13 protein-coding genes are annotated in these 16,163 nt (G+C 43.3%); 12 read left to right on the top strand and 1 reads right to left on the bottom strand.

What is annotated here, in order from left to right; all coding sequences use genetic code 11:
- The 9 genes from IGI77_RS02210 (at nucleotide 1) to IGI77_RS02250 (ending at nucleotide 11,668) form a co-directional block, all read left to right on the top strand.
- A complete protein-coding gene (locus tag IGI77_RS02210) occupies nucleotides 1–804 on the top strand; it encodes a transporter substrate-binding domain-containing protein (protein WP_438769316.1) in 804 nt (267 codons plus the stop codon).
- A gap of 175 nt (nucleotides 805–979) precedes the next feature.
- A complete protein-coding gene (locus IGI77_RS02215) occupies nucleotides 980–1,297 on the top strand; it encodes an AbrB/MazE/SpoVT family DNA-binding domain-containing protein (RefSeq protein WP_438769318.1) in 318 nt (105 codons plus the stop codon).
- Between the two features lie 7 nt (nucleotides 1,298–1,304).
- Complete coding sequence (locus tag IGI77_RS02220; protein ID WP_438769320.1) at nucleotides 1,305–1,742, top strand: PIN domain-containing protein; 438 nt, start codon at nucleotides 1,305–1,307, stop codon at nucleotides 1,740–1,742.
- Nucleotides 1,743–1,872: 130 nt separating this feature from the next.
- Nucleotides 1,873–4,311 (top strand): FtsK/SpoIIIE family DNA translocase, encoded by a 2,439-nt coding sequence (locus IGI77_RS02225; RefSeq protein WP_005231469.1) that lies wholly within the window; start codon nucleotides 1,873–1,875, stop codon nucleotides 4,309–4,311.
- Between the two features lie 41 nt (nucleotides 4,312–4,352).
- On the top strand, nucleotides 4,353–5,054 hold the full coding sequence (locus IGI77_RS02230) for a GntR family transcriptional regulator (protein WP_005232219.1): 702 nt from the start codon (nucleotides 4,353–4,355) through the stop codon (nucleotides 5,052–5,054).
- A 61-nt stretch (nucleotides 5,055–5,115) separates the two neighbouring features.
- Nucleotides 5,116–5,916, top strand: coding sequence for a pyrroline-5-carboxylate reductase (gene proC, locus IGI77_RS02235; protein WP_086294492.1), 801 nt, complete (start codon nucleotides 5,116–5,118; stop codon nucleotides 5,914–5,916).
- Between the two features lie 46 nt (nucleotides 5,917–5,962).
- Nucleotides 5,963–6,637, top strand: a complete 675-nt coding sequence (locus tag IGI77_RS02240) for an HAD family hydrolase (RefSeq protein WP_015508884.1) — start codon at nucleotides 5,963–5,965, stop codon at nucleotides 6,635–6,637.
- 287 nt (nucleotides 6,638–6,924) lie between these two features.
- Nucleotides 6,925–9,627 carry a YhgE/Pip family protein gene (locus IGI77_RS02245; RefSeq protein WP_438769321.1) on the top strand — a complete coding sequence of 901 codons (2,703 nt, stop codon included), beginning with the start codon at nucleotides 6,925–6,927 and terminating at the stop codon, nucleotides 9,625–9,627.
- A gap of 217 nt (nucleotides 9,628–9,844) precedes the next feature.
- Nucleotides 9,845–11,668, top strand: coding sequence for an APC family permease (locus IGI77_RS02250; RefSeq protein WP_005227281.1), 1,824 nt, complete (start codon nucleotides 9,845–9,847; stop codon nucleotides 11,666–11,668).
- 72 nt (nucleotides 11,669–11,740) lie between these two features.
- Here IGI77_RS02250 and IGI77_RS02255 read toward each other — a convergent pair whose 3' ends face one another.
- Nucleotides 11,741–12,631 (bottom strand): ArsR/SmtB family transcription factor, encoded by an 891-nt coding sequence (locus IGI77_RS02255; protein ID WP_005227282.1) that lies wholly within the window; start codon nucleotides 12,629–12,631, stop codon nucleotides 11,741–11,743.
- Nucleotides 12,632–13,006: 375 nt separating this feature from the next.
- Here IGI77_RS02255 and IGI77_RS02260 point away from each other — a divergent pair, with 375 nt between their 5' ends.
- The 3 genes from IGI77_RS02260 to IGI77_RS02270 are packed head-to-tail and all read left to right on the top strand — an operon-like array spanning nucleotide 13,007 to nucleotide 16,163.
- Nucleotides 13,007–14,347, top strand: a complete 1,341-nt coding sequence (locus IGI77_RS02260) for an ABC transporter substrate-binding protein (protein WP_015508887.1) — start codon at nucleotides 13,007–13,009, stop codon at nucleotides 14,345–14,347.
- A gap of 56 nt (nucleotides 14,348–14,403) precedes the next feature.
- A complete protein-coding gene (locus IGI77_RS02265) occupies nucleotides 14,404–15,318 on the top strand; it encodes a carbohydrate ABC transporter permease (RefSeq protein WP_015508888.1) in 915 nt (304 codons plus the stop codon).
- An 11-nt stretch (nucleotides 15,319–15,329) separates the two neighbouring features.
- On the top strand, nucleotides 15,330–16,163 hold the full coding sequence (locus IGI77_RS02270) for a carbohydrate ABC transporter permease (protein WP_005232200.1): 834 nt from the start codon (nucleotides 15,330–15,332) through the stop codon (nucleotides 16,161–16,163).

Here is a 16,163-nt window from a genome sequence, read left to right on the forward strand (position 1 = left end):
ATGAAAAAATTACTATTGACGGGAATCGCAGCAGCAAGTGTGTTTTTATTAGGGGCGTGTGGCAGCAACAATGACACCACAACCAGTGCCGCTGACAAAGAAGAAGTAATCGTCGGCCTAGACGATACTTTTGTACCGATGGGCTTTAAAGACGACCAAGGCAACATCGTTGGGTTTGATGTGGATTTAGCAACAGCGATCTTGGATCTAACAGGAACCAAAGTCAAATTTCAACCAATCGATTGGTCCATGAAAGAAACCGAACTAAGCAATGGCACCATCGATATAATCTGGAACGGGTATACCAAAACCGCAGCTCGTGAAGAAAAAGTATTGTTTACAGATACTTATATGGAAAACAAACAAGTCTTGGTCACAGCAAAAGCCAGCGGCATTACTAGCTTTGATGATATGGAGGGCAAAGTCTTAGGCGCCCAAGAAGGTTCTTCTGGTTATGAGACCTTCAACAACCAACCGGAAGTTTTGAAGGATCTCGTAGACGGCAATGACGCAACCTTGTATGCCAGCTTTAATGAAGCCTTTATCGATCTAGAAAACGGTCGGATCGACGGTCTTTTGATCGACCGCGTCTACGCAGAATATTATTTGACTCAAACAGGCAAAACCGATGACTTCAACGAAATCGAAAGCCCCTTTGAAGCAGAAGATTTTGCTGTAGGTGTGCGTAAAGACGATCAAGCCATGGCAGATAAAATCAATGATGGCTTGAAAGAATTGCAAGACAATGGCACCTTTGCTGAAATCTCTGAAAAGTGGTTTGGCGAAGACGTCACACCAAACTAAAACAAGTCAACAAGAGGCACTGGCTGCTTAGCAGTTGGTGTTTTTTTATACATTCATTTTTTTTGCGTATTTAAGGAAAGAAGGAACGATTGAAGTATATACTTGTGTATACATATGCGTGCTCATGTTATAATGATAGGTAGTAAGGAAATTCCGATAAAGAGGGGGGAGCCGAGTGGAACATTATAAAGAGACCGCTCATTTGATTAAGTGGGGCAACGGACAGGGGGTTCGCTTGTCTAAGAAAATGATTCGGAAATTGGATCTCCATGTAGGTTCTGAACTAGAAATGGAACTGGCAGAAGAAGTCAATGGCAAAAAACAGTTAGTTATTACAGAAAAGCAGTCAGTAGGAGCGTTGTCCCCAGAGGAGAAACTTCGTTTAGTCGATTCTTTGCAAGGCATTTTAGCAGATTCATTTGAAACACCTGACGTTGTGGACATCAAAAAAGTAAGAAACGAACGGCGTAGGAAAAAATATCTGGGAGAATAAAATAAGCATGACCAAATACAAAGCCAAACGAGTCGTGATTGACACCAATGTGATCCTTGACTATTTATTAGGAAGAGGGTCTAAAATCCATCAAGAAGCCATCAAACAGATATACAACAGTTCCATTTATGGACTTTGCGAGGGCGTGATTACGGCAAGTACCTTAACGGATCTTTTCTATATTCTCGATGGAGCAGCAGGAGTCGATGCTCGGAGGGAAGTCAAAAAACTGATCCAAGTGCATACCGTCTTAACAGTTACGGAAGCAGATTGCCTTCAGGCGCTTGATTCAACAATGACCGATTTTGAGGATGCTGTTTTAGCAGCTTGTGCGAAGCGAAATCAAATCGACAGTCTAGTAACGACCAATACAGCTGATTTTGAATCATCGGGACTGATTGTCTATACAGTCGCTGAATTTGTGCAGCAGCTAAAAAGAGGATGATCACTGCTATATCTGGCAGACATCCTCTTTTTTCCTTAAATTCCAACAGCGAACCAAAATTTCTCACAGGAAAACTTTTGTTCGCCTTCTTTTTTCGTTATAATAGGGAAAGATGAAAAGAGGGATAGAAATGGCGCAAAAAAAACGCGCAAAGAAACGCAAAACAAAAAAACAACAAAAACAGCAAGAGAAATTAATGCTGGTCGGCGTCGGCCTGCTCTTTGTCTTGTTTTCGATATTTGGCTTTTTCCATTTAGGTTTTTTAGGAACCTTGATTGCCAACGGGTTTCGGATCGTTGGCGGAAACACGTACCAATTTTTGAGTGTTGCCCTAGCCGCTTATGGTGTCTGGTTAGCGATCAAAACGACCGATGCTCGCTTTAAGAGTATTCGGCGAGTGATTGGCTGTGTATTGGTGTATTTTGGATTACTGATCATCCTCCATGCGCAAATCTTTAGTAATGTGGTGGGAGAACAAGCCAATATCTTCCAAACGACGTGGATGACGCTGTTAGGCGATATTCGGCGCAGCCAAGTGACCCAAAATGTCGGGGGCGGAATGATTGGCGCCATGCTCTATGGGGCGACCTATTTTCTTGTTTCCCAGATCGGCAGCTACATCATCGCTGTTTTACTCATGATGATTGGGGCGTTCTTGTTCAGCCAAATGAGCAGCCACGAGTTAGTCGAGCACCTGCAAGCAGCTGGTGACAAGCTGCAGCGGTTGTTAGAAGGCTCTCCAGAAAAGCAAGCCGAACGAGAAGCCCGCAAAGCGGAACGAGCAGCAGAGAAACAAGCTGCGAAAGAAGCCAAAAAAGAAGCCGAACGAGCAGCAGTCATGGCGGAGATCAAAGAAAAGAATCAAGTCCGACCAATGACAGAAGACGAAAAATCAGCAAAAGAACAACAGATGCAAGCGCCAGCTGATTTTGAACCAGAGCAGCTGAGCTTTGTACCCATCGACCACTTCCAGGAATTGCCGCAAGCGGCGGGACCAGAGGCCGCTCAAGCACCACATCCAGCAGGAAACAAACCGGGACCAAGCAAAAAGGTCAATGAAGACGGAGAGATCCTTGATGATGATGGTGAAGTGTTGGAATTTGAGATTTCCGAAGAAGCTGAAAATCGTGATTATGAATTGCCTTCAGCGCAATTACTCGATTCGATCCCTTCAACGGATCAAAGCAGCGAGTACAAAAAGATCGAACAAAATATCGGTGTGTTAGAAACCACCTTCCAAAGCTTCGGTGTTGACGCAAAAGTCGTCAAAGCCAGCTTAGGACCAGCAGTAACCAAATTCGAAGTTCAACCAGCAGTAGGGGTCAAAGTCAGCAAAATCGTCGGGTTGACCGACGATATCGCCTTGGCCTTAGCTGCCAAAGATGTGCGGATGGAAGCGCCGATCCCAGGGAAATCATTGATTGGGATCGAAGTTCCAAACAGTGCAGTCAGCATGGTTTCATTCCGAGAAGTGATCGAAGCCCAACCGGATCATCCAGATAAACTATTAGAAGTACCTTTAGGACGCGATATTTCTGGCCGTGTCCAAACGGCAGACTTAACGAAAATGCCCCATCTCTTGATTGCCGGATCGACCGGGAGCGGGAAGTCCGTAGCCATCAACGGCATCATCACCAGTATTTTGATGCGGGCAAAACCCCATGAAGTCAAACTGATGATGATTGACCCGAAAATGGTTGAATTAAATGTTTATAATGGGATTCCCCATCTCTTGACACCTGTCGTGACCAATCCCCGCAAAGCGGCGCAAGCGTTGCAAAAAGTGGTCAAGGAAATGGAAGAGCGCTACGAAAAATTTGCGGCAACTGGGGTCCGAAACATTACTGGCTACAACGATTTAGTGATCAATAAGAATTTAGAAGACGGCGAAAATCGTCCGATCTTGCCATTCATTGTAGTGATCGTCGATGAGTTAGCCGACTTGATGATGGTTGCCAGCAACGAAGTCGAAGATGCCATCATTCGTTTGGCGCAAATGGCACGGGCAGCAGGTATCCATATGATCCTAGCAACGCAACGACCAAGTGTGGATGTCATTACAGGGATCATCAAAGCCAATGTTCCATCACGGATGGCCTTTGCGGTTTCCAGCGGTGTCGATTCGCGGACCATCATTGATGGGAACGGGGCCGAAAAACTGCTGGGCCGCGGCGACATGCTGTATCTGCCGATGGGTGAGAACAAACCGATTCGGGTCCAAGGGGCCTTTATTTCCGACCAAGAAGTCGAACGAGTGGTTGAATTCGTGACCGATCAGCAAGAAGCCAATTATGAAGAAAAAATGATGGTCACTGAGGAAGAAACGAGTACCGGCAGCAGCGGACAACCGCAAGATGAGCTATTCGAAGATGCCAAAGCCCTTGTGGTGGAAATGCAGACCGCCAGCGTTTCTCTCTTGCAGCGACGTTTTCGCATCGGCTATAACCGAGCGGCTCGGTTAGTGGATGAATTAGAAGATCAAGGTGTCGTTGGCCCTTCTGAAGGCAGCAAGCCACGGAAAGTCTTGATCGAGCCGCAACCAGAAGACATTCCTACCTTTGATGAATAAGGAGAACAAGACCAATCCAATGAGAGAAAGGCGAGATAGCAATGAAACGCAAACACATTCTTTACCGTGATGTTGCCGATAAGCTCAAAGAAGACATCATGTCGGGTCGCTACCCGATTGGTTCATTTTTACCGACGGAAACAGAATTGGAAGCCACCTTCAATGTCAGCAAGATCACTGTCCGCAAAGCCATCGAATTGTTAGCGGCAGATGAGTATGTGGAAAAACGCAGCGGACGTGGGACGACGGTTTTAAGCAATCGCCCTTATAACAAGCTGTCAAAAGGCACGACGTTTAGCCAATTGCTTGAAAAGACTGGCAAGGAATACACGAAGAAAAACCTCAGCTATGAATTAGTCGAACTTGCGCCTGAGCACCCCGCGTATTCTTTGATGGGCAAAGAAGTCATGCGTTTACGTCGCATGTATTATTTTGACCACCAACCCTTTATTTACTATGAGTACCATTTGCCAAAGCAGCTAAAGGGTACCTCCATCGAGGTCTTTGAAGAAAAATCATTGTATCGCCTATTGGATGAACATCGAATGATCATCGATCGCTTTCAAGATGCGTTCGTGGCAACGACCTTGACCGAAGAGCAACAGAAGTTTATGATCACGCCAGAGGTCGCTGCCTTGAAACGAACCCGTTATTCGTATGATCTACAAGGAGAAGTGGTAGAATATACAGAAGGGATCTATAACACCGCCTTGCATCCGTATATGATCGAGTTTGAAGCCTAGTCATTGATTAGGCTTTTTTAGCAAAAAGTGGTACCAAAATCAGAAGTGGAGCGTGAAAACTATGAGAAAAATCGCCTTTTTAGGAGCCGGTAACATGGCAAAAGCCATCATCAACGGCTTGATTGCAGCAAACCTGTATGAACCAGCAGAGATCTTGGTTTATAACCATCGCTACGAGCCGACTTTGGCACAATTAGAAAAAGAAACCGGGATCACTGGGACAACTAAGCTAGCAGATGTCACCGAAAAAGCGGAGATCCTCGTCTTAGCAGTTAAACCTTTTGTCTTTCCCCGCTTACTTGCTGATTTAAAAGACGGCTTGACCAAGGAGCATTTGCTAGTATCTATTGCCGCGGGTGTGACGATCGCGCAAATGGAAGAAATCATCGGTGCGCACAAAATCGTGCGGGTCATGCCAAATACCCCCGCACTTGTTGGCGAAGGGATGTCTTCTATCAGTCCCAACGGTCAAGTGACGGAAGCCGAAGCCAACGAAGTCAAACAGCTTTTTGAAAGCCTGGGCAAAGCCGAGCAAGTACCAGAAAGCATGATCGATGCAGTCATTGGTGTCAGCGGTTCTTCACCAGCCTACACGTATTTGTTCATTGAAGCTTTGGCAGATGGAGCAGTGGCAGAAGGAATGCCGCGTCCGATGGCGTATGAATTTGCTGCTCAAGCGGTATTAGGCGCAGCGAAGATGGTATTAGAGACGAAGGAACACCCAGGCGTCTTAAAGGATCGTGTCAGCTCGCCAGGGGGCACAACGATCCAAGCAGTTAAAACCTTAGAAGAAAATGGCTTTCGGGCGGCTGTCATCAAAGCAGTGCAAGCAGCTGCTGACAAAAGTCGGAAGATGTCTTGATCCCCAGTGAGTGAGGAAAAAATCTTAGCAAAACGAAGGAGCGTTTATGAAAGAACTTTTGATTTTTGATTTTGATGGATTGTTAGTCGATACTGAAAGAGTCTATTTTGATGGGTGGTTGGCGCTATTTAAAAAGTATGAGCTTCCGATTACAGCCGCTGATATTTTTGGTTGGCGTGGTCAAAGCTGGCAACAGACTGCCACTAAATTAGCCGACCTCGTAGGCGGTCAGCAGCGGGTGCAGGAATTACGAGCAGAACGGGAAGTCTATATTGCCCAGCAAATAACCGATGGCACCTTCAAAACCAAACCCTATGCGAAAGAAACCATCACCTTGGCTCGTGAGAAAGGCTTCCAAACGGCATTAGCCACCTCGACGATGAAAAAAAGAGCCTCTGAATTGTTGACGCATTTCGATTTGTTGCAGGCCTTTGACTATCAGACCTTTGGCGATGACGTCTCCGCCCATAAGCCTGATCCAGCACCTTACTTGCTGACTTTAGAAAAAGCGCAAGTCGCAGCAGAAAAAGCTTTAGTCATGGAAGATTCTCTTGTGGGAGCAACAGCCGCGACGCGTGCGGGCATCGATGTCGTGCTGATTCCCGATCAAAGCTTTGATCAAGTCTATTCCCCAGAGGAAAAAGCAGATCTTCAGTTATATGGCGAAGCTACCTCATTGAAGTATGTGTATGAGTTATTGGCAAAGGATCAACTGAAATAATACCTAAAAAGGCTTCCTTTTTCGTTGCAGAAAAAGGAAGCTTTTTTTGTATAGGAAAGACCTGTAAAAAAACAGATCAAAGGATATGAGTGGTGTGTTTTTCGCCATCATGGTAAAGTTAAAGAAAGTTTAACAATAATCGAAAAAAAACAAAAAGTAAAGGGGTTTCATTTTGACAAAAACGTCCATTTGTCAAAAGGACTTTTCTTGGTCGATCCTAGCCGTTGGCGGCAGGGGAAAAACATGGTAAATTATCCTTCGACGAAGAACTAGTGGGGGAAGAAAAAATGAATAAACTAAAGAATGTTTTCTATTTATATAAACTGGACTGGAAACGAATTTTCAGCAATCCAATCTCTGCATTTTTGATCATTGCCTTAATGATTTTACCCTCGCTTTATGCGTGGTTCAATATCAAAGCCCTCTGGGACCCATACGGCAACACCAGTGAATTGCCGATCGCCGTTTACAGTGCGGATAAAGGGGCAGAATTTCAAGACAAGCACATCGATATCGGTGATGAAGTCATCGACACCCTCCATAAAAACAAGCAGTTGGGCTGGCGCTTCTTGGATTCAAAAGAGGACTTAATAGAAGGGGTCAAGTCAGGAAAATATTACGCGGGTATTTACCTACCAGCGGATTTTTCAGATGATCTGATCAGCTTTACCAGTGGGAAAATCGAAAAACCGACCATCGAGTATTATAGCAACCAAAAAATCAACGCCATCGCTCCAAAAATCACCGATAAAGGAGCCAGCAGCCTTCAAGAAGAGATCTCACAAAACTTTATTGAAACCGCCAGCTCCACGTTGATAAAAGTCTTCAATGAAATCGGCTATGACATTGATTCCAACTTAGTCAGCATCAACAAAGTCAAATCGATGATCTTAGACACCGATGACAATTTGGCTACGATCGATGGCTATACGAAAGAGATCGTCACCTTGCACGATAAGTTTCCAGAAATCAAAGAAAAGATCGCAAAAGCCGAAGAATTCACCGATTATATCCCACAAGTGGATGCCATGGGGGAAAAACTGATCGGCTTAAACGATAAGCTGCCTGCATTGAAGAAAGAAGCCAGCATCATTTTGACCTTGCAAGAAAAGATCCCAGAGATCCAAAATGCTGGCAAACAATTGAAGATGATCGACGATGATTTCGATGACATTGCCAGCACTATGACGGACGGCATCGACACCGCCAAGCAAGGACTGCAAGTCATTGAACAAGTGCAAGCCGCTTTACCACAGATCGAACAACTAGGCGACCAAGCCGCCAGCTTCGCCACCGCGACCAAAGATGGGGCGCAACAATTGCAAGATGCCCTGCCAAGTATTTCTAGCAGTGTGAAGGTGACGATTGAGTCTATTCGTCAAGTGGCAACAACCACAGCAAAGTGGTCGCAAGCACTGAATGATTCAATCGATCAAGATCAGTTGGACCAAGATCGAGAATCAATTTTACAAACGATTGATGGGTTGCAGCAAAGTATTCAGCAACAACAAAGTATGCTAGATGCCTTAATTGCATTTTTAGGAAATATTGAAGGCTCAGCTGAAAATGCCCAAATTCAAGGCGTAATCGGTCAGTTAACTGACGTAAAAGGGCACTTGACGAATGTATCTGGATTGTTAACTAAGGTTAGAAGCGCTGTGCAAAGCGGTGATGTTAAGGCAGCTAAGCAATATCTTAGTGAAGTCACCGCAGCTGCTCAAAACGTTGCCAATCTCATGAACAGCATCAATGTTGATTCAATCACCACCACCATCAACGACATCCTAACCAAACTAATCGAAACCATCATCACCGCCGAAGATGTCTTGAAAAAAGCCCAAGAGATCGATTTTGACTCGTTGCTGTCTTCCACCAAATCAGTGGTCAGCAATGCCGTGACGATTTTGGAAAAATACCAAAAAGAATTGCCTGCCATCAAGCAAGAATTGCACGATGCCAATACGATGCTGAATGGTCACATGGATGAAATCGTTAATGCCATCAACAAAGGAGCCGACCTGTACAACAACGAATTGCCAGTGGTCGAAGAAAAATTAGGGCTGGCCGTAAACTTCTTGCAAAACGATTGGCCAACTATCAAATCAGAAATCAGCTCTACGATGGCAATGGTGGATGAAAAACTACCAGAAGTTGAAAAAGCCTTGGATGCGGCCGTTGATTTGATCAATAACGATTGGCCAAGTATCAAAGCAGGCATCCACAAAGCCGCTGATGCGATCCGAGCAGGCGAAAATGAAGTCGATCTCGGGGAAGTCATCAAATTATTGAAACTTGATGCCACCGATGAAGCCGACTTCTTCAAACAACCAGTGGAATTAAAAAGCAATGAAATCTATCCAATCGCCAACAATGGTTCAGCTAGCACACCGTTTTATACCGCATTGTGTTTGTGGGTAGGGGCATTATTGTTGTCAAGTGTCGCTACAACGGAGTATCATTTAGAGAAGAAAGACAAAAAACGCTTTACCCAACGTGAAACCTTTGTGGCACGAATGCTGACGTTCTTGACGATGGCAGTCGCCCAAAGTTTGATCGTGACCCTAGGAAATATGTTTTTATTAGGCGTTGATGTCCACAATCCAGTGTACAGTGTCTTCTTCGCATTACTCGTCGGACTCGCCTTTATGATGATCGTTTACGTACTGGCAGGACTGTTCGGCAACCTCGGGAAAGGGATCGCCATCATCATTTTGGTTCTCTCCATCTCAGGCGGGGGAGGAAACTACCCGATCCAAGTTTCTGGGAAGTTCTTCCAATTCATTAATCCGCTGCTGCCATTTACCCATGCAGTCAATCTGTTAAGAGAATCAGCTGGCGGGATCTATTGGCCAAATGCCGTGCCACAATTGGTTATTTTAACGATTTTGTTCCTGGTCTTTGGGATCGTCGGTACCTACGCGTATCCTTATCTAGTCAACTCTACGAAGAAATTAAGCGACATTTCCAAAGAAAGTCATTTCTTCCACTAACATCGAAAAGCAGAAAGAGCATTTGTTCTTTCTGCTTTTGTGCCATCACGTGAAATTTCTAATAATCAAAAGAGGGAAAAAGGGCCGTTTTTTCATCTGATTTTCATTGACTTTTCGCGGTTACAAGAGTAGCATACAGTCTTGATAATTCAATATTTGTGAGGATATCGTTACAAGTTTAACGAAGGATTTTTTCATGAAAAGGAGTGTAGAAAAAGTGGAGTATTTGAAACGTTTGTTGGTCGGACGTCCATTGAAATCCGCAGAGAATGATGAACAAAAACTGAGCCGGACGGCGGCCCTTGCGTTGCTATCTTCTGATGCTTTGTCTTCGATTGCTTATGGGACAGAGCAGATCGTTGTCGTATTAGTGGCACTTTCCGCTGCTGCTATCTGGTATTCATTACCGATCGCTGCTTTTGTTATTATTCTTTTGATTTCATTGACCTTGTCTTACCGTCAGATCATTCATGCATACCCTCACGGTGGTGGGGCGTATGTAGTAAGTAGTGAAAATTTAGGGAAAAATGCGGGCCTGATTGCCGGCGGCTCACTGTTGATCGATTATATGCTGACAGTAGCAGTATCCGTCTCAGCAGGGGCGGAAGCCATCACTTCTGCTGTGCCAGCGTTGTTCGGCCATCAAGTGGCCATTTCTGTCGTGATCGTACTCTTGATCATGATGATGAATCTGCGAGGGCTGCGAGAATCAGCTAGCTTCTTAATGATTCCAGTCTACACCTTTATCGCAGTGATCACAGTCTTGATCGTGGTCGGCTTGTACAACATCGTAACTGGTGCGCAACCGTTGAATGCAACCGCACTGCCGGGAGCTGTGGTGCCTGGGGTATCCGTAGCCTTGATCTTACGGGCTTTCTCATCAGGTTCCTCTTCTTTGACGGGGGTCGAAGCGATCAGTAACGCGGTGCCATTTTTCAAAAAACCACGGGCGAAAAATGCAGCTGCGACCTTGACGATCATGGCTGCGATCTTAGGGTTCTTCTTCGTCGGCATCACTTTTATCAACTATTGGTACGGTATCGTACCAGAAGCAGAAGTGACCGTCCTATCTCAAATCGGCTCTGCTGTTTTTGGTCATGGGTTTATGTACTACGTTTTGCAATTTGCCACAGCGCTGATTTTAGCAGTTGCCGCAAATACTGGATTTTCCGCCTTCCCCGTGTTGGCGTATAACTTAGCCAAAGACAAATATATGCCACACATGTATCAAGACCGTGGGGATCGTCTCGGCTACTCAAACGGGATCATCACCTTGGCTGCTGGTTCCATCGTCCTATTGTTTATCTTCCAAGGATCGACCGAGCGTTTGATTCCGTTGTATTCCATCGGGGTATTCATTCCTTTTGCACTATCCCAAAGCGGAATGGTCGTCAAATGGAAAAAAGAAGGCAAAGGCTGGTTCTTTAAATCGATCGCCAACATCATTGGGGCTTTGATTTCTTTTGCGATCATTGCCATCTTGTTCGTGTATCGCTTAGGCGATATTTGGCCATTCTTCATTATCATGCCGATCCTCTTGTATATCTTTTACAAGATCCATGATCATTATAAAAAAGTCGCAGAACAGCTACGATTGGAAAAACAAGAAGCACTGCATGTTTATGAAGGAAATACCGTGATCGTTCTCGTCGGAAATGTTACCCGAGTAAATATCGGCGCATTGAACTATGCCCAATCGATTGGTGATTATGTCGTGGCGATGCACGTCTCGTTGGATGAAGATGTGAAGAAAGAAAAAGAGATCGAACAAGAATTTAAGCAAAAATTCCCAGACGTGCGTTTCTCCGTCGTTCATTCTTCGTATCGTTCGATTGAAAATCCCATCTTGCGTTATGTGGATCTAGTCAGCCGCAATGCAGCCAAACACAATTACACAACGACCGTCATCATTCCACAGTTTGTCCCAAGACGTCGCTGGCAAAATATTTTGCACAACCAAACAAGCCTGCGCTTGCGTTTCAGACTCTCTTGGCGTGAGAACATCATTGTAAGTACGTACAGTTACCATTTGAAGAAATAACAAAAACGCTAGTTTAGCGACCTGATTCCCAAAAGAAATGTTTGGGTCAGCCGCTAAGACTAGCGTTTTTTTTTAGCTATAAAACATTTTCAGTTTGATATCCTGATCGTAATTCCCAAACCCCTTGCCAAAGAGGGTACAACCGCCGACATGCTCGGCATCTTCTTTGACTTCCACTTTTAAGTGCCACGTATCTTCGTAGGCAGGTATATCCTTGATCGTAATGTCGGAAAGAGGAACACCTTCCATGTAGGTTCCGTGATCCATGATGCGGATCGTCTTCAATAACCCGTACTGATTGAGATTGTCTGGATACCAATCCGGTGTATACTTGCCGCGAATATCTGCAAAATCCCCTGGGCTAGTCCATGTACCAAGCTCCACACCATTTAAGCTGAAGGTGATGTCTGACGGCCAGTTGTTATTGGAAAAAGGAAATTCAGACGAAACTTCCATTGAAATCTCCATCATTTCCAGTTTTTCTTCTCTTGCTAAGAAGTTTGGCGATTGGTATTCAACAAATCCTTTCGTAAACCACAAGATGCGGGCATCCATTCGTCGAGGATCCATGAAAAACTTCGGTTCATCCACCATTCCCACAAAATCAGCTGAAGTAGCAAGCCCGCACGTTGGTTCTACCGAATAATTTGTATAATGACCGATCGGTATCGCCGTTTCTTTTGTATCAAAGGCATTAAAGATTTTCTCAGGAAAGTTGATATCGATATGATCCACTCTTAAACTGGAAATCTTTTTTTGCCCCACACGCTCTGTTTTGATGATTTTGGCTTCTTCTAATTTTTTGATGTGCATCGTAATGATGGCGCTGCTTAAGCCCAACTCCTGTGCCAACTCTTTGACATTCATCTTGTTTTTAGCCAGCAATTGAATGATTTTGATTCGCACGTTACTGGCAAGTGCCTCATAGACAGGCAATGCTTCTTGATTGATTTCTAATTGCATCGTGTCACCTCCGCTTAAACTGTTTGATTTACTTGAATGTTAACATATTTGCTAATTTGTGTAAATAGCGTTGTTTATTTCGCTAGTTATTAATATATTTATTAATTAATATAGATATTATCCTAAATAAATTAATCAAAATATTGTTGACAGCGATTACAAATCAAGTTATGATTTATTTGTAAATTGAAAGTGTTTGCAAACATCAATTTCTATGTTTTGTTTTTGTGAATTGTTTATAGGCTTCTTTATAGGAAATATCTTAGGTGTTAGGAATTATTATGAGCAGTTAGTAAGGTCTTTTTTAAGAGATGTCAATGAACAAATGTGATAACGTACCTGCAAATATCTATAAAACTTGAGAGGATGGAAAAGATGAACATCAAAAAGGTTATTTTTTCGGGAGCAGTTCTAGGTTTAAGTAGTTTGGTATTAGGGGCCTGCGGAAACAGTAATAATAGTTCAGGTGATGATAGCGGAAGTAAAGAAATTACGTTTATGTTTCGAGGCGGCGAGGACGAGAAGAAAGCCTATGAAACAGCAATTAAACAATTTGAGGAAGAAAATGATGTAAGCGTTAAGATTATCGCCACAGATGCTGATCAATATGCAACAAAGCTGCAAGCGGCAATCTCAGGCGGTAATATGCCCGATGTTTTCTATGTAGAACAAAGCAATCTAATGGCTTACGTTGATAATGGTGTTTTGCTAGATATTACGGATGAAATTGAGAATTCAGATTTTGATCTTTCAAACATTTGGGAATATGGGGTAAACAGTTATCGGTATGATGGTGAAAAAGTTGGTAGCGGTGCTTTGTATGGATTACCAAAAGATGTTGGACCATTTGCTTTAGGATATAACAAAGACATGTTTAAAGAAGCTGGTATTGATTTGCCAGATACAGATACGCCTTATACATGGGATGAATTCGTTGAAGTATCTAAACAGTTGACGAAGGATTCTGATGGAGATGGAAATCTTGACCAATGGGCAACAGGATTTAACGTAAACTGGAGTTTACAAGCTTTTGTTTGGAGTAACGGAGCAGATTGGATCAACGAAGCCAAAGATACCGTTACAGTCGATACACCAGAATTTGCGGAAGCATTGCAATGGTTTGCGGATCTGCAAAATGTGCATGAACTCACCCCTTCAATTTCTGATGCCCAAACATTGGATACGTATCAAAGATGGATGAATGGTGAGATTGCTTTCTTCCCTGTAGGACCTTGGGATATGAGTACGTATGCAGGATTAGATTTTGAGTATGACTTGATGCCTTGGCCAGCAGGCTCTACAGGCGAATCTGCAACGTATATCGGTTCTTTAGGAATTGGTGTTGCCAGCAAAACCAAACATCCAGAAGAAGCAGTGAAATTAGTTGAGTATTTAAGTGCATCTGAAGAAGGACAACAACAATTAGTAGACGCACAGATTCAAATTCCTAACCTGATTGATATGGCTGAAGAATGGGCTTCTGATACGGACAGTGTACCTAATAATAAACAAGAATTTATTGACATCGTCCAAGATTATGGTCGCGCTTTGCCAGTAGCAACAACCTACAATGCAGAATGGTACGATGAATTCTTTATCAATATCCAACCTGTGTTAGATGGAGATCAAACGGCAGCGGATTATTTAAAAGAAGTTCAACCTAAGATGCAAGAAAAACTAGACTCAGCGATTCGCCAACAAGAAACAGCAAGATAGACTCACTGGGGTCACATATCTATGTGACCCCAAAGATTTTTATGGAGGGACGCGTAATGGAACAAGTGGAAATAAAAAAAACAAAAAATAAAAATAGTCTTTATGCAAAAGAGCACAAAGTTGCTTTCTTGTTCGTTCTACTTCCAGTTTTAGGATTTATTTTGTTTTCATTGATACCTTTGGGCTATTCGGTTTATGCTGCCTTTACAGATTGGAACGGTCTAGGGCAAATGAATTTTATCGGTTTTGAGAACTTTCAGAAGCTTTTTAGAGATGAGTACTTCTATAAGACGATGTTTAATACCGTCTTTTTGATGTTAGGGATCCCAATCGGTTTGATTTTGTCATTTATGCTGGCATCAGCACTGAGCAGAGGAATTAAAGGAACGACGATTTTCCGAACGATCTATTATATTCCAGTCATCTCATCATTAGCAGCCATTTCGATTTTGTGGCAATGGGCTTACAATGGTGATTTTGGTTTAGTCAATCAGGTCTTGGATATCTTCGGTATCAGCGGCCCCAACTGGTTGCAAAACCCATCAACAGTCAAACCGGCAATTATTATTATGTCTGTTTGGAAGGGATTGGGCTATTCTATGCTCTTGTACTTGGCAGCGATTCAAAGTGTACCAAAAACCTTTTATGAAGCAGCAGAATTAGATGGTGCTTCTTCTTTTCAAAAGTTTCGCAATATCACTTGGCCGATGGTTAGACCAGTCACTTTCTTTTTAGTCGTTACGAATATTATCGGCGGCTCACAAATCTTTACGGAAATAAACATTATGACACCAACTGGCGGACCACAATATAGCAGTGCTACGGTCGTTTGGTATATCTGGCAAAAAGCTTTCAGAAATTGGCAAATGGGTTATGCAAGCAGTATGGCGTTGATTCTAGCAGTATTGGTTTTTGTGATAACAGCATTCCAATTCTATATGAACAATCGTTCAAGCTATAAATTAGATTAGGAGGGAAAAGAATGAAAAAACTGAAAATAAGCAACGTACTCATTATTTTAATTCTCTCCCTTGGAGCAGTTATTATGGTGGGGCCGTTACTTTGGATGATCTCAACATCGCTAAAAGACCGAGCTGGCGTCTTCCAGCTGCCACCTCAATGGATTCCAGACCCAGTACAATTTGATGCGTACAAACGTTTATCTGAGCTGGACACTTTGTTCTCAGGGATTAAAAATACAGTGATCGTTTCACTTTCTGTGACTGTTGTAGGTACTCTGACATCCAGTTTAGCCGCCTTCTCATTTGCCAAATTACGGATGCCGCATAAAGATGCGCTATTTCTAATCCTTTTAGCCGCTTTGATGATTCCTTATCCAGCGGTGATGATCCCGCAATTTATGATGTTTTCCCAAATTGGCTGGGTTGATACGTTATTACCATTGATCATCCCAGGAATGTTTGGAAATATCACGATGATTTTCTTTTTACGACAATATTTATCTAATATTCCTGATTCGATCGTTGAGGCGGCGAAAATTGATGGTGCGGGCTATTTACAAACCTTTATCCAATTGATTTTTCCGTTGATTCGTCCAGCGGTTGCTGCTCAATTTATTTTATGGTTTATGGGCGCTTGGAATGACTACTTAGCACCCTTGATCTACTTGAATAGTCCAGAAAAACAAACATTGCAAGTAGTGATCGCAAACTTAAATGCCGCCTATGCAATTCAAACGGATTATCCGTTGATTATGGCAGCTTCCGTTGTTTCATTACTTCCGGTTTTGATCGTATTTATTATTTTCCAAAAGCAAATTATTGAATCAGTTGCACTTTCTGGAATGAAAGGGTGA

The sequence above is a fragment of the Enterococcus sp. DIV0213h genome, assembly GCF_051711285.1.
In the GTDB taxonomy this organism is placed as follows: domain Bacteria; phylum Bacillota; class Bacilli; order Lactobacillales; family Enterococcaceae; genus Enterococcus_D; species Enterococcus_D casseliflavus.